This window comes from Pseudoalteromonas sp. SG43-8 (assembly GCF_014164245.1).
Lineage (GTDB): Bacteria > Pseudomonadota > Gammaproteobacteria > Enterobacterales > Alteromonadaceae > Pseudoalteromonas > Pseudoalteromonas distincta.
In genome coordinates this window covers 228554-243785 of record NZ_JACJEX010000002.1, presented here as the reverse complement: position 1 = coordinate 243785, position 15232 = coordinate 228554, and the positions used below count along the sequence as shown (strand labels likewise).

Sequence of the window (15232 nt, the reverse complement as noted above, 5' to 3'; positions counted from 1 at the left end):
ATTGTGTGCCTTTTTTTGTGCCGTTAGAGTGTAAAATTATCTAAATCTTGGTTAGGTTCAAAATCACCAAGCCTTTCAAGCTCAGTATCTTGCTGCATTTGCTCGTGCCAACGCGCCTCGTCCCAAATTTCAAACTTATTCATCAAACCAACCAGCATGATTTTTTTGCCAAGAGATGCATGGGCACGTAATGACGGCGCAAGCAAAATTCGACCATTTTTATCAAGTTGATACTCTGTAGCGTTACCTAGCAACATACGTTGCATTCGTCGAGCTCGTGGATTCATATTAGATATTTTCGCTAAACGGCTTTCTATTTCGAGCCACTCAGCTAATGGATATAACCATAAACACGGTTCATTTAATGCGACGGTACAAATAACTGTCCCCTGATCTTCAGACAACAGAGATTCTCGGTACTTTGTCGGTACCGCAAAACGCCCCTTATCATCCAAACTCAGTGAACTCGCGCCACGAAACATAAAAAACCTACTTTGAAATTGTTTTATTCAATTTTTTGTTTATTTTATCCAATGAGATCCACTAAAAACCACTTTTTACCACAGTGCTCCAGTTTAGGGCTTGACAAGCCATTTTGTCAAGTAAGCTGACCAGCTTTAGTGAGTCTCAAAGCTAGAAAAAATAAGGGCTCAAGCGAAGCGTTTGAATTACGTGGGAAAAAGTGGGATTGGGGTAAAGAAAAATATCAGCTTTGCTTTTATAACTTTCTGTTTACATGCATTGCTTACTGAATAACCAATGAATATTTACAATTTTTAAGGCGTTTTTATCCTCTTTGTAAAATTTACCTAGCCGTGTAGTAATAGTTACTGTTTATTTTAAAATACTAATTATCAAAAATTAAAAAACACAAACAAAACCTATCAAATTCAGTCAGTTAAAATAAATAACAAGTTTGGTTTAATCATTGCATTATCTAAATCACTATTTAAATTTTTAACTTATTAAGGATTGATTATGGCTACTGCAACGAATACGAAACCAAATACAACTTCAGATGTTAAGCCTGACGTTAAACTAACAAATACTGAGTCTCCTCTTACAGAGAAAGCAACATCAGCGGCGCACGATGCTGTAGATGCACTTTCTAGCAAAGCTGCAACAGCTGAAAGCAGTGTGCGTAAAGGAGCTTCTAGCTCAGCAGATGCATTGAGCGAAAAACAACTTATCGCACGTGAAAAACTAAGCGAATGTACTGCAAAAACTCGTGCTTTTGCTTCTGAAAATCCATTAGCAACTGCGGGTATTGCTTTTGCTGCGGGTATGCTAATCACATCACTACTTCGTCGTAAGTAATTAGTGATGAATAACCCACAAACAACAGCAACCAAGGATGGTAATGCGCAAGACCAAACTACTGAGCAACATAGCCAAAAGGACGATTGGCAAGATCATGTTGCAATGCTTTTAGAGTATTCTAAGCAGCTCAAGGATGATTACCAAACTCAAGGAAAGATCACCCACCAGCTTGCTAAAGCTGAATGGCGGTTATCGCTTAGATCGCTTGCATTGATCACTATATTTTTAGGATGCTTTGCCAGTGGTTTGGTTTTGTTGTGGGCAGGATTTCTAGGTGCTGTTGGATACGGTGTATACGATGTTTTTGGGTCGGTATGGCTAAGTATAGCAACAGCTACTTTGCTACAAGTTGCTTGTTTAATATGGCTTTGGAAAAATACAGTTTACTTAAGCAATAAAATTGGCTTTAGTAAAACGCTTAAAAGTTTAAAGCAGCTATTTAACCTACAAGGAAATTAGTATGTTAGTTAACTACTTAATTAAAGCACCTAATGAAAACGTTGATGCTCTAAGTAGGCAAATGGATACGCGCAGTGAATTGAAACGCCAACATCATGCAGCGTTCCAATATAGACTAAAGCGTTTTGCCGTAACCAAAGTTGGGCTTTCAAGTGCCTTTATCGCAGGTGCAGCAGTGCAAGCGGGTAAAAGCGAAACCAGCTTCGTAAGAAAATATGGCTGGCTAGTGAACTTGATAGCTTAAGCGCTAAACATTTCTACCGTGATCAGATAAGTAATCAATACTTGGACCACTTGGCACGACTTGTGTTGGGTTGATCATTGTGTGACTAAAATAGTAATGACGCTTAATATGATAAAAATCAACTGTTTCAGCCACTCCTTTAACTTGATATAGCTCCCTAAGGTATCCACTTAATGCTGGATAGCTTTTAATTGTGCGTAAATTACATTTAAAATGGCCAACGTACACACTATCAAACCGAATGAGTGTAGTGAATAGTCGCCAATCTGCCTCGGTGAGCCTATTACCTGTTAAATAACGCTGCTTGCTCAGTATCCCTTCTACTTTATCGAGTGCTTTGAATAAATCGTTAAACGCCTCTTCGTATGCATCTTGAGTTGTTGCGAATCCCGTACGATAAACACCATTATTTATATTTGGATAAATCAACGCATTTAATTCATCAATTTTTGGTCGTAGTGCCTCTGGGTAGTAGTCATCGTTATTACCTGTCAGCTCATTAAACGCACTATTGAACATACGTATAATATCAGCAGACTCATTACTGACAATTTTATTTAGCTTTTTATCCCACAATACGGGGACGGTGACTCGCCCGGAATACTTAGGATTATTTTTTGTATACACTTGATGTAAGTAGTTACTATTGAATAAAGCATCACCAGTACTGTGGTTTTGCGTATCAAAAGCCCAACCACTATCAAGCATATCAGGGCTAACAACCGACACCGTAATTAAATCTTGCAGTCCTTTTAACGCTCTAAATATAAGCGTTCGATGCGCCCAAGGACACGCAAGTGATACATATAAATGATACCTGTTCGCTTGTGCTTTAAAACCGGCCTCGCCCGTTATTCCAGCGCTACCATCAACAGTTACCCAGTGACGTAACTGCGCCGCTTCGCGTTCAAACTTACCGTTACTTGAACCAGTGTCGTACCATTTATCTTGCCATTGACCGTTAACTAATAATCCCATAAAACTCTCCTAAAAATACCGTTATATTTTGCCAAATTCGCCGTTTTGATAATCACGCACTGCTTGCTGTACTTCTGCTTGCGTCGTCATTACAAACGGCCCCATATGAGCAATCGGCTGATTAAGTGGATCGCCTGCTAAAACCAAAACACCAGCGCCGTGCTCAGAGCTAATATTGATATCACTGCCTGGTTCTAAAATAAGTAACTTACCCGCTGGTATTGTTTGATTGTCGCTCATTATTAGTGAGCCGCTATGAATATAAAGCATTACTTTTTGTTGGCTAAGAGGCTCTAAATAAGTGCTTTTACCAGCAGGTAATGTAATATCAGCGAGCGCCGCATTAGCAGCTAAACTTTGCAGCTCGCTTGCAAGCGTTTCACTTTCGAACTGCCACGATCCCGCAAGTGCTTTTAACGTCACGCCTTGCGTATTTGTAAAACTAGGAGCTGGGTTTTTAGTCGTATCTTGATAACGTGAATCACGCATTTTTTCTGCGCTTGGCATGTTTATCCAAATTTGAAAGCCATGCAGACCATCTATAGCATCAGCGAGTGGCATTTCACTGTGCATGACGCCGCGCCCTGTGCTCATCCATTGCACATCGCCTGCTTTAATTGCTTCTTTGTTACCCATTTGGTCACGATGTTCAAAGCCACCTTTTAGAATATAAGTAAACGTTTCAATTCCTCGGTGCGGATGCTCAGGAAAGCCTCCCATATAATCTTTTTTGTCATCTGACTTAAGTTCATCAATCATCAAAAATGGATCTAAATATTTACCATCAAACCCAGGTATACGGCTAATGTTCACGCCATCGCCATCTTGAGTTGCATAAGCTGTAAGTATTTTTGATATTTCCATTTTTTAATTCACTCTAAAGAATAAGTTTATGAGGCTATTAAATCATTCATTAAACAAAACAACTATGTCTTTAAATCGAGCTTAAGGTTCTAAAAAATAGAACGACATTGATTCATTGGTTACATTTTCAACCTTATAATTACTATGGTTATTTGGAGTGAATTTGGCTACAATTGTTATTGCAAAATACGAAATTAAGGAATGGTTATTTTTACTTATTCTCTCAAACATCAGCTTTATCGTTTGCTTATATTGCTAAGTATTCCGGGCACCGCTGTAATTATTTTTACTCTGCTGCTTGAACGCCACCACTCTATTGAGCAAAGTGAAAAAAAAGTAGAAAACATTGCTAAGCAATTAATTTTACAGCAAAAGCACTTAGTCGATGATATTGACCGTTTAGCTCGTTATTTGGCTAAAGAGGAAAGTAAGAAAGAAAATTTAGCAACGTCATGCCCTAATTATTTTAATCAATTTAGAGCTATTTATGCCCATGTTGCCAATATAGGGATTATAGATCCAAATGGCATTGTTATGTGTACAACAAGCGGATTAACCAAAACAATAAGTATTGCAGATCGTGCGTATTTTCAAAATGCCTTAAAAAGTAACCAATTGTCAGTAGGTTATTTTCAGCACGATAGAAACTTGCAAAAAAACACCCTTAACTTTGCGTTACCTATCATTAATAAAAAAAATGTAATTCAGGGCGTTGTAGTTATCGTTGTTGCGCTTGACTGGTGGAACAATGCTTTTAATAATATTGAACTGCCACCTGGCTCTATTGCTGCAATCGCTGATTCTAATGGAAAAATTTTAGCGCGTTACCCACCAACAACTGCAGCCCTTGGCGATAATATTGCAAAGACTTTATTAGCAACTGATTCTTCGATTGATAATGAGGCATCAACAAAAATAAAATCTATCAAGGGTGAAGATCGAATGCTTCATCACTCTATTATTTATAAAGATCCGAGTAATAACAGCTTAAATATACATATTGCACTTCCTATTACACATGCTTTAAAGCAAATAAATAATAATTTTTTTATAGCGATTGGTGTGTTTATTTTATCACTGCTAGTGCTATGTTTAATTGCACGTAAGCTGCTTAAAACCAGCATTATCGACCCAATTAATAATCTAACAAATGCAACAAACGTGTTGGCTAAGGGCGAAATGCCGTCACAAAAAATACAGCCAAATAATCCAGAGCTAAATACTCTCTATCAGCGCTTTAAATCAATGGCGCAAACCAGGTTAACAGCCGAGGCTAATTTAAAAAACAAGCACGATGAGCTTACCAGCTTGCTTAATACTCTACCCGACAGTTACGTTAGAATTAACATCCATGGCGATATTCTCAACATAACGGGACAATTTAAGCCTCAAGTAAACCCAAACAGCACTGCAGTACCTCATTTATCATCAATACTTTCTCACAACAATGTGCAGCTTTTGTTATCGCAGTTATCTAAGCTTGATGTTTCGAGTAATTTAGAATTTACACTCGAAAAATCAGATCCTAAACGCAGCTTTGAAGCGCGTATTAGTGCAATGCAAAGTAAAAATGAATACGTTGTTGTGCTAAGAGATATAACACAACGAAAAATAAATGAAGAAGCACTCCACCTTGCCTCGCTAGTATATAACAACAGTAGTGAAGGCATGGCAATCACCGATCCAGCGGGTATAATATTTGATGTAAACCCTGCGTTTTGCAAAACGACTTTATATAATAAAGAAGAAGTTATTGGGCGCTCCTCTTCAATTCTTTCATCAGGAAAACATGATAAGAATTTTTACAATAAAATGTGGTCTGAATTACAGCAAACAGGCCGCTGGCAAGGCGAGGTTATTAACCGTAAAAAGAACGGGCAGCTTTACTCTGAGTGGCTCACAATCGATACGGTTTATGATACAAACAACGCACCTATTCGTCGAATCGCGATATTTACAGACCTCACTGAGAAAAAACAAGCCGATGAAACAATTTGGCGACAAGCCCACTATGATCACCTAACTGACTTACCAAATCGTTTAGAGTTAAAGGAGCGATTAAATCAACGATTTTCAAATGTTGTTACTCCCGACAATCAATTGGTTGTCATGCTTTTAGATATAGATCACTTTAAAGATATTAATGACACATTAGGCCATCACTATGGCGATAACTTATTAAAACTCGTATCGCAACGCATAGTTCAGTCGGCAAAAAATGCTGAGTTTGTGGCACGTATTGGTGGTGATGAGTTTGTTATTGTGTTTAATCGTATAAAAAGTACGCGTCATATTAATCAAATTGCCAGTAATATTTTGCTTAGCCTATCGTCGGCTTTGCATCTTGAAAACGAAGAGTTATTTATTAGCGCCAGCATGGGCATAGCATGCGCCCCTAATGATGGTGAAAATACTGAACAGCTTTTAAAAGCAGCCGATCAGGCTATGTATAAAGCAAAAAGTAATGGTCGTAACTGTTTTGAGTTTTTCTCTGCTGACATGCGCGAATATGCACACGCGCGCATGGTGCTATTAAAAGACTTACGAAGTGCCATTGAACTTGAACAATTTGAATTGTTTTATCAGCCCATTGTTGCTTTGAATGATTTACATATTCATAAAGCTGAAGCACTTATTCGTTGGCAACATCCCGAAAAAGGCCTAATTAGCCCTGTCGTATTTATTTCACTTGCTGAAGAAACCAGGCAAATAAATGCAATTGGCCAATTTGTATTTGCTCAAACCCTGCAAACGCTTAACGATATAAAAACCCTAACCGATGACACTTTTCAAATAAGTGTAAACGTGTCGCCAGTGCAGTTATCCACGCCAGAGAGTGGTATAGATGAATGGTACGATATGCTAAAAGCTGCAAAATTACCTGCATCCTCAATTGTGGCAGAAATAACTGAAGGCCTAATGATTAACCCCGAAGCATTAACGCAACGTCGCTTAAAAGAAATAGTAAAATCAGGTATGCAGCTTGCCCTTGATGATTTTGGCACCGGATATTCGTCGCTCGCTTACTTACAAGAAATGGATACCGATTATTTAAAAATAGATAAACGTTTTGTTGATAATATCCAAGTAGGCAGTCAAGAACTTGCACTGTGTGAAGCAATAATTGTTATGGCGCATCAACTGGGCTTAAAAGTAATCGCCGAAGGAATTGAAACTAAATTACAAATGCAGCTATTACTTAAAGCCGGATGTGATTACGGACAAGGTTATTTATTTTCAAGACCTTTAAATAAAAGCAGCTTTATGGCACTTCTATCTGATAAAAAAGTCGCTTTATTAAAATAAATAAACAAAAAATTACTGTTACGCAATAAATAATGCGTCTGCGCGGTCAAGTTAAGCAATCAGATATAAGTAGTAACAGGATTTAAAAATGGCAAAAGCAACATTAGAGCAATGGCGAATGTTTAAAGCGGTTGTGGATCACGGCGGATTTGCAGGCGCAAGTGCGGCTGTACATAAAAGTCAGTCAACCGTACACCATGCTGTTCAAAAACTTGAAGCCGCCTTGCAAATTAAGTTGCTTGAAGTAAAAGGTCGTAAAGCATTTTTAACCGATAGCGGTAAACTAATTTTACGCAGAGCTGAATTTTTAATTGAAGAAGCAACTAAAATAGAATCGGTAGCGAGCACACTAAGCGAAGGCGTAGAAAGCACATTAAAAATAGCTGTTGATGAAGTTTTTCCACACACCATTTTATACCAGGCACTTGCTAAAACGAGTGAACTTTACCCGCTTTTAAAGATTGATTTAGTAGAAAGCGTGCTAACCGGTGCAAACGAATTACTACATAACTCAGTGGTTGATTTAGCCATTTCATCAATTCCTATCTATGGAATTAGTTGCAGTACGTTATGCGATATAGAGTTTATAGCCGTTGCGCATAAAGACCATGTATTACACCAACAAACTGAACAACTCAACTTTCGCGATTTAAAGCTACACCGGCAAATAGTAGTTCGCGACTCAGCAACCCACACCAGTCACAATGATGGCTGGTTAGGTGCTGATATGCGCTGGACAGTCAGCCATTTACGCAACTCTATTGATATGGTTAGTCAAAATTTGGGTTACGCTTGGCTGCCAAAAACACAAATAGCACATTTAATTGAAGATAAAACGCTCATCCCACTTAATTTAGACCAAGGTACAACCCGTACCCTTAATTTATATTTAATGTGCAACGACAACGACAGGCTTGGTCCTGCAGCACAAGAGTTTAAAGAGCAGCTTACGGCTCTCACTAACTTAGCTAGCTATTCGTTTTTTACATCGAGGTGATCTGCCACATAGGCGCCTCGCTGCCCACGCTCTTTAGCTGGGCCTATAGTACTGTCTTTACCTGTTTGCTGCTCAGTAGCTGCATTAATAACAGCACCTAATGTGATTATATAAGCGCTGATGTACAACCACATCAACATGATCACTACACCACCTAGTGAGCCGTAAGTTTCGTTGTAACTAGAAAAACGCGACACATAAAAAGAAAAACCTATAGATGCCAAAATCCAAAGTACAGTAGCAATAGACGAACCCATAGTGATCCAACGCCATTTGGCCGGTTTACGGTGTGGGGCATAACGATATAAAAGTACCAATGCAAAATTAAAGGTAAAAGCTAATAATGGCCAAGAGATGAGTTTAATTAATAAATCTATACTTTCTTTTAGCCCCACTAAATTAAGCACAATAGGTAAAATACCAATAATTAATAACGCAAAAATTGCGACAACAATCGCCCCTACCGAAAATAAAAAGCGTACTAATTGAGCTTTAAAAAATGAACGTTTTTCATATTCACGATAACTAATATTACACGCAGTAATAAGTGCTTGGCTGCCCTTAGAACTACTCCAAATGGTAAGTATAAGCGTACCAATTGCACTTAAGCTCAAGCTGGCACTTGATGTTTTTGCAAGGCTAGAAACCTGAGATAAGATTAGTTCACTGGTACTTGGTGGGAGCAAAGTAACTATTTTACTTAAATGATCACTTATATCTGCAGGGGATGAAAAGTATGCATACACAGATACCATCGCCGCAATGGCCGGAAAAATAGCAAGTAACGCATAAAATGCCACACCCGCTGCCACTATAGATAAGTTATCTTCACTCATTTGCTTAAAAATGCGCTTAACAATATCCCACCAACCTATAAAAGGGATATGACCAGGCTGCTCAGCTTGCTGTCCTCGTTTAGCTTCTTTCATTCTAAACCTCAATATTTGTATTACATTACTACAGCACTACAGCAAAATGTTTGCCAAGTTAAATAAAGTATTTGGTACTAAACTTGCTGTTACCTAATATTAACGATTATAAAAACCAAATACGGACGATAAGCCATGCCTAGTAGCCAATCAAACATTATAGCTTTAAACAATACGCTTCCCAGCACACAAAGTTTTCAAGGCGATGTGTTTACGTGGCAGTTTTTTCATGAACAAGCTGTGCAATTACTTCATGCAACAGCGCAAATATTACCCACACTATTACTCGGTATAATACTTTTAGCATTAAGCTATTTAATTGCAGGGCCACTTTCTCGATTGCTTATAAAACCTATTGACTACATGACTGACAGTAAACTAGTTCATCTAGTTGTTAGGCGCAGTATAAGCACTTTAATTATTTTATTTGGCGTGTACTTATTCCTGCGCTTAGCAGGGCTTACCGAGTTTGCTGTTGCCATTATGAGTGGAACGGGACTAATAGGACTTATATTAGGTTTTGCCTTTAGAGACATAGCTGAGAATTTTATCGCCAGTTTATTACTGAGCATACAAAGGCCTTTTAAAATCGACGATGTAATTGAAGTAGACAATCGTTTAGGTGTTGTTAAAAAAGTAACCGCAAGAGCAACCACACTTGTTGATTACGATGGCAATCATATTCAAATACCCAATGCGACGGTATATAAAAATACTATTAAAAACCTGACTGCCAATCCAAAAATGCGCGGAAAAGTAGAAATTGGTATTGGCTATGATAACGATATACGCAGCGCACAAACCCTCGCCCTAGATATTGCCAATCAACAAAATGCGGTGCTTAGCGATCCACCTGCGCAGGTTTTAATAAAAAACTTAGGCTCATCTACTATTAATTTCGTTTTGTATTTTTGGGTTAATAGCGAGCAGCACAGTCCATTAAAAGTAGCTTCCCAGCTTATGCGCGAATTAGTCAATGAGTTCACAAAACAAAACATCAGCATGCCTGATGACGCACGAGAAAGAATTATACTCACCGACCCTAGTGAAAATGTTTCTAGTTTAGAGGAAAAACAACCACCGCAAGTGCAAAGCGAAAAAAGTGAAACTGTTGAGCAAACTAAAACACTTGATGATGTGAGCAGTGATACTGACGAAATACGTGAACAAGCAGAGCAATCTCGCGATCCAGAACAAGGTAAAAATATTATTTAAAGATGCTGAAGTTGTATTAACTAAAATTTAGACACAAAAAAGCCCGCAGCGTTAACTGCGGGCTTTTTATTGAATGAGTGAGTCAGCCGGTAAGCCGGGTTTTGTCCTTTCCGAAGAAAGTGATAATCATTCGTCTAGGCCATAAATCGCTCTATGGCTCAAGCAACCTACCCGGTTCTCACGTGGGCCACGCGTTCATTATTTAAAATGATAGAACCCTATTTGGTCTTGCTCCGAGTGGAGTTTACCTTGCAACCGACTATTACTAGCGGCCCGGTGCGCTCTTACCGCACCCTTTCACCCTTACCAATCGAGATTGGCGGTCTCCTCTCTGCTGCACTTGTCGTGGGCTCACGCCCCCCAGCCGTTAGCTGGCACTCTGCCCTATGGAGCCCGGACTTTCCTCCCCCTGATCATTTTCGTCACAGGCAGCGATCATCTTGGCTGACTCGGCGCGCAGTATACATGAGGCTAATACTAAGCGCAGTAAAATTTACTCTTTTTCTTCAATAATTGTTTTATATAAAGCGTTTTTCTTCATACCAAAGTATTCGGCTACAACGCCACAGGCTTTTTTCATTGGCATTTCACTTTCAAGAAGTGCCAGCATTTTGCGCGCTTCTGGCGGAACATCGTCTATTTGCTTTGGTTTACCCGCAAGCATCAGCACTATTTCGCCGCGCTGCTTGGTAGGATCATCAGTTAAAAATTGTTTAAGCTCACTTACACTACCATTAAAAAATGTTTCAAAGGTTTTGGTTAGCTCTTTAGCAAACACGACTTGCTGCTCATCACCAAGGGCTAGTGCTAAATCATCAAGGCTTGCCATAATACGGTGCGTACTTTCGTACATTATGCTGGTAATGCCTGAGTTAACAGCTTCGGTAAAAAAGTCTTGGCGAGCTTTGCTTTTAGCTGGCGTGAAACCAATAAACTGAAAGCGGTCAGTTGGTAAGCCTGAACAACATACGGCTGTAATTGCAGCACATGCACCTGGAACAGGTGTAACATGAGCGCCTTGTTCGCGACATAGATTTACCACAGCGTAGCCTGGATCACTAATTAGCGGTGTACCAGCGTCAGATACTAAAGCAATATTTAAACCTTGATTAAGTTGATCAATAATTTGCTGTGCTTTTTGCTTTTCGTTGTGGTCGTGTAATGCAAACGTTTTTGCCTTAATTCCAAAGTGGCTAAGTAGCTTGCCGGTATGGCGAGTGTCTTCAGCAGCTATTAAGTCAACTTGCGATAATGTCGCAATGGCACGGTGACTTAAGTCGTCATAATTGCCAATTGGGGTGGCAACAATGTAAAGAGTGCCAATTTTCTGTGAATTCTCCTCATTTAACATTGAGGTCTCCTGCGTCAGTCAGTAATATAAGCAAATCGCGTTAACGTATTGGGAAATCATTGTGCGACTTAAACTAGTTAGTCTATTAATTATATTGTCAGGGTTATCGGCGTGTAGCACAACCGAAAAACCAACTAAAAACAGCGATAACGTAAGTAACCGCACTAATGCACTGCAAAATCAGGCAACCAGTGCGCAATCTATCTACCAATTGGCGCAAAACCGCCAAGGTGCCGATAAAATACAGTTATTGTATAGCGCCCGTGATGCCGCAATTAGTGAGCAAAACTGGCCTTTGTTAGAGAAAATAGGTAATGAGCTTGAATTAACCGCAAGTGTTGATCAAATCCAAAACCGTCTTTATATAGCATTTGCACAAAAACAACAGAATAAGAATGATCAAGCTTTGGTGATTTTACAATCGCTAGACGGACAACTTACTCAACCTGAGCATTTTGCTTGGCATCAGTTTTTAATAGCCAGTATTTATGCATCGCAAAATTTTCCAAAAAAAGCTGCCCCCTATTTCTTTAGAGCTTCTGAAACAGCCACAAAAAATAATATAGAAATCCCTCAGCTCAATCAAAATTTGTGGGATAACTTAAAACAGCTCTCTTCATATGCGCTTGAACGTTTTAACCGTGGTTCGGTTATCCAGCAAGGCTGGGTAAACCTTGGTCTATACTATCAAGTATATGCAAGTAGTGGTGTGGAGCTAGACCAAGCAATTAATAATTGGCGCAGGCGCTATATTGGGCATCCGGCTTCTTCTGTATTACCTGAACAAGACGAAATGCTTACTGAGCTCGCCCCTATTAATATAGAGCGTTTAGTTGTGTTGTTTCCACAATCAGGCCCTAACGAACGCTTAGGTGATGCGCTTAAAGCCGGTGTGTTAGCTGCACTTGATACGCAAACTATCAACGACACTATTTTTATTGATGAAAACCTAAGCATTGAGGAAATCGCAGCGCAACTTGAAGAAATAAAGCCTGATTTTGTAATTGGTCCTCTACTTAAAGCAAATATTGATAAACTAGCCAATGCACAAACTCTTATTGATACTCCAGTACTGCATTTAAACACCTTTGATGGTGAGCGCATTTCGCTTCAGCATTATTACTTTGCATTGAACCCTGAGCACGAAGTACAGCAAGCTCTGGAACACTTTTTAACTAAGGGCTATCAAAAGCCTATGCTGCTTGCGCCAAATAATGCAAATGGCCAACGTTTAGTTGATTATTTTAACCTACAGTGGCAACGCTACAGCGAAACCAAGCCACAAATCGGTTTTTATAACGATAAAAAAGATATGCCGAACACAATTACCAGCTTATTAGAAGTTGATAAGTCAAAAGATCGCATACAAACAGTTAAAGCATTATTTAAGCAAGAAGTAGAAAACGAAACGCGTTCACGCAGTGATATAGACGTTATTTATATTTTGGGTGATGCAATAGAAACTCGCTTAATTAAACCTTACCTTGATGTAAACGTCAGTACATTTGCTGATCGCATTCCACTTTATGCAAGCTCTAAAAGTCATAGTAAACAAATTGACAGTACAGACAAAGGCGACTTAGACGGCCTATACTTTACTGAATTACCGTGGATGCTTGATTCACAAATTAAACAACATAATTTACGCCAGCAGTACAACTCTCTATGGCCTGAGCAAATTGATATTAGCCAACGCTTATTTGCAATGGCGTACGATGCAGTATCAATATTACATGACATTAGACAGCTAAGCGTAATGCCAGGCAATCAATATAGTGGTTTGAGCGGTAAGCTATCTGTTAATACCAGCGGCCATATAGAACGTATGCTCGACTGGGCTCAATATACAAACCGTCGCATTAAGCCTGTGCAATTAGAAACACAACGCCCGGTACCATTGTTTATGCAATCAGCGGGTGATATACAAACTATAAATTAAACTTTATTTAGTTAAGGGGGCGGCATGTCGTGGTTTAAAGAGCTGTGGCACAATAGTCGCGAAAAAGGCCAGTACTATGAGCTTGAAGCGCAAAAATACTTAGTTACTCAGGGCTTAACACCCATTGAACGTAATTATTACTGCCCCTTTGGCGAGCTTGATGTCATTATGAAAGAAGGCGACACCCTTGTATTCATTGAGGTCAAATTTCGCAAAAATAATGCCCGTGGCGGTGCCAACTATGCACTTAGCCCACAAAAACAAGCTCGATTAAAACGTAGTATTTATCATTACTTAGCAGCTAAAAATTTAACTAACCAAGCACTAAGAATTGATTATGTAGCCATTACAGGAGAAGCATCTCCTAATATTAATTGGCTTAAAAATGTATTTTAAACGCAAATACAAAGATAAATTATTGGTAGGCTATGCAAGACACAATTAAAGAAATTTTTACAGAAAGCATTCAAGTTCAAATCGCTGCTGGTGAAGTGCTACCTAGTGCGCTTGAGTCAGCTGCATTTACTATTGCACAAAGTCTGATCAACGGAAATAAACTCATTTGCTGCGGTACTGCAAATTGCCACATGCTCGCTCAGCATATGGCGGGTGTATTGGTTAATCACTATGAAACCGAACGTCCTTGTTTGCCGGCAATTGCTCTATCGCAAGAAAACGTTAATCTTGGGCAAAGTACTCAGGTAGACGATCACGATACATTTGCTCGTCAAGTCCGCGCTTTTGCCCAGCAAGGCGACTTATTGCTCGTACTGGCTATTAACGGTAACGAAAAGCATGTTATTTCTGCCGTTGAAGCAGCACTAACTAAAGATATGAAGGTCATAGTTATGGTTGGTGATGATGGTGGCGAGTTGGTTGGCCTACTTGGCCCTAACGATGTTGAAATTAGATCCCCATCTAAACGCCCTAGCCGCATTATCGAATCCCATTTAGTTAACTTACATTGTTTAAGCGAACTTGTTGATTTAACGCTTTTCCCTCAGGATGAAAATTATGTTTAAACGCTCTCTTATTGTTTTAGGAACTGTTGTATTACTACAAGGCTGCGCAGCTGCTGTTGTTGCAGGTACAGCCAGTGCAGTAACTGCAGCGAACGATCGCCGTACCATTGGCTCTCAAATTGACGATAACAATATTGAAATAAAAGCGAGTATTGCACTTAGCGAAGTAGAACGCCTTGAAAAGTTTGCCAATATAAGCGCTGTAAGCGTTAACGGTATTGTTTTACTTGTAGGCCAAGTATCTAATGAAGAAATGAGAAACGAAGCACAGCGTACCATTGAGGGCGTTTCAGGTATTCGTAAGATACATAACCAAATTCGTATTGGCTCAAATATTGGCATTACTACACAAACTCATGACTCTTGGTTAACTTCTAAAGTAAAAGCTCAGTTACTAACAGCAAAAGACATTAGCAGTAATAATATTAAAGTAGTTACTGAAAACGCTGAAGTATTTTTAATGGGCTTAGTGTCTGACTCTGAATCTACTCAAGCTGTAAATATTGCCCGAAATGTATCTGGCGTAGAGCGTGTAATTAAAGTATTTGAATACTTGTAAACACAAAATACAGATATAAAAAAACCGCTTATTAAGCGGTTTTTTTTCG

The 15232-nt window shown here is 39.1% G+C and carries 15 protein-coding genes and 1 other RNA gene; 10 read left to right on the top strand and 6 right to left on the bottom strand.

Annotation, left to right across the window (positions count from 1 at the left end; genetic code table 11):
- Positions 1-23: 23 nt before the first annotated feature.
- Positions 24-482 carry a division/cell wall cluster transcriptional repressor MraZ gene (gene mraZ / locus H5122_RS06345; RefSeq protein WP_007582904.1) on the bottom strand — a complete coding sequence of 153 codons (459 nt, stop codon included), beginning with the start codon at positions 480-482 and terminating at the stop codon, positions 24-26.
- Positions 483-978: 496 nt separating this feature from the next.
- Between mraZ and H5122_RS06340 the strand changes: the two genes are divergently transcribed.
- Genes H5122_RS06340 through H5122_RS06330 form a run of 3 tightly spaced genes read left to right on the top strand, consistent with a single transcriptional unit; the run spans position 979 to position 2023 of the window.
- Entirely contained in the window at positions 979-1317 is a 339-nt protein-coding gene (locus H5122_RS06340) for a hypothetical protein (protein ID WP_002957982.1), read from the top strand.
- 6 nt (positions 1318-1323) lie between these two features.
- Positions 1324-1779 (top strand): hypothetical protein, encoded by a 456-nt coding sequence (locus tag H5122_RS06335; protein WP_024596382.1) that lies wholly within the window; start codon positions 1324-1326, stop codon positions 1777-1779.
- Position 1780: 1 nt separating this feature from the next.
- Complete coding sequence (locus H5122_RS06330) at positions 1781-2023, top strand: hypothetical protein (protein WP_182681707.1); 243 nt, start codon at positions 1781-1783, stop codon at positions 2021-2023.
- Between the two features lie 3 nt (positions 2024-2026).
- Here H5122_RS06330 and H5122_RS06325 read toward each other — a convergent pair whose 3' ends face one another.
- Positions 2027-3001 (bottom strand): glutathione S-transferase family protein, encoded by a 975-nt coding sequence (locus H5122_RS06325; RefSeq protein WP_182681706.1) that lies wholly within the window; start codon positions 2999-3001, stop codon positions 2027-2029.
- Positions 3002-3022: 21 nt separating this feature from the next.
- On the bottom strand, positions 3023-3865 hold the full coding sequence (locus tag H5122_RS06320) for a pirin family protein (protein ID WP_182681705.1): 843 nt from the start codon (positions 3863-3865) through the stop codon (positions 3023-3025).
- A 201-nt stretch (positions 3866-4066) separates the two neighbouring features.
- Here H5122_RS06320 and H5122_RS06315 point away from each other — a divergent pair, with 201 nt between their 5' ends.
- Positions 4067-7171 carry an EAL domain-containing protein gene (locus H5122_RS06315; protein WP_182681704.1) on the top strand — a complete coding sequence of 1035 codons (3105 nt, stop codon included), beginning with the start codon at positions 4067-4069 and terminating at the stop codon, positions 7169-7171.
- An 88-nt stretch (positions 7172-7259) separates the two neighbouring features.
- Positions 7260-8168, top strand: coding sequence for a LysR family transcriptional regulator (locus H5122_RS06310; RefSeq protein WP_182670938.1), 909 nt, complete (start codon positions 7260-7262; stop codon positions 8166-8168).
- On the opposite strand, the gene H5122_RS06305 is transcribed toward H5122_RS06310, so the two are convergent.
- Entirely contained in the window at positions 8144-9097 is a 954-nt protein-coding gene (locus H5122_RS06305) for a YihY/virulence factor BrkB family protein (RefSeq protein ID WP_182670939.1), read from the bottom strand. The two genes, H5122_RS06310 and H5122_RS06305, sit on opposite strands and share 25 nt — an antisense overlap.
- A 135-nt stretch (positions 9098-9232) precedes the next feature.
- On the opposite strand from H5122_RS06305, the gene H5122_RS06300 reads away from it, so the two are divergent.
- Entirely contained in the window at positions 9233-10312 is a 1080-nt protein-coding gene (locus tag H5122_RS06300; protein ID WP_182681703.1) for a mechanosensitive ion channel family protein, read from the top strand.
- Between the two features lie 74 nt (positions 10313-10386).
- Here H5122_RS06300 and rnpB read toward each other — a convergent pair.
- Together rnpB and rsmI are read right to left on the bottom strand one after the other, a co-directional pair.
- Positions 10387-10764, bottom strand: an RNA gene (gene rnpB / locus H5122_RS06295) — RNase P RNA component class A.
- A 41-nt stretch (positions 10765-10805) separates the two neighbouring features.
- Positions 10806-11663, bottom strand: coding sequence for a 16S rRNA (cytidine(1402)-2'-O)-methyltransferase (gene rsmI, locus H5122_RS06290; RefSeq protein WP_024595588.1), 858 nt, complete (start codon positions 11661-11663; stop codon positions 10806-10808).
- Positions 11664-11724: 61 nt separating this feature from the next.
- Between rsmI and H5122_RS06285 the strand changes: the two genes are divergently transcribed.
- Genes H5122_RS06285 through dolP form a run of 4 tightly spaced genes read left to right on the top strand, consistent with a single transcriptional unit; the run spans position 11725 to position 15183 of the window.
- Positions 11725-13602 (top strand): penicillin-binding protein activator, encoded by a 1878-nt coding sequence (locus tag H5122_RS06285; RefSeq protein WP_182681702.1) that lies wholly within the window; start codon positions 11725-11727, stop codon positions 13600-13602.
- A gap of 24 nt (positions 13603-13626) precedes the next feature.
- Positions 13627-13998: a YraN family protein gene (locus H5122_RS06280; protein WP_002957970.1), complete on the top strand. Its 372-nt coding sequence runs from the start codon at positions 13627-13629 to the stop codon at positions 13996-13998.
- A 32-nt stretch (positions 13999-14030) separates the two neighbouring features.
- On the top strand, positions 14031-14624 hold the full coding sequence (locus H5122_RS06275; RefSeq protein ID WP_002957968.1) for an SIS domain-containing protein: 594 nt from the start codon (positions 14031-14033) through the stop codon (positions 14622-14624).
- Positions 14617-15183 (top strand): division/outer membrane stress-associated lipid-binding lipoprotein, encoded by a 567-nt coding sequence (gene dolP / locus H5122_RS06270; protein WP_002957967.1) that lies wholly within the window; start codon positions 14617-14619, stop codon positions 15181-15183. Before H5122_RS06275 ends, dolP begins: the two co-directional genes overlap by 8 nt.
- The last annotated feature ends 49 nt before the right edge of the window (positions 15184-15232 follow it).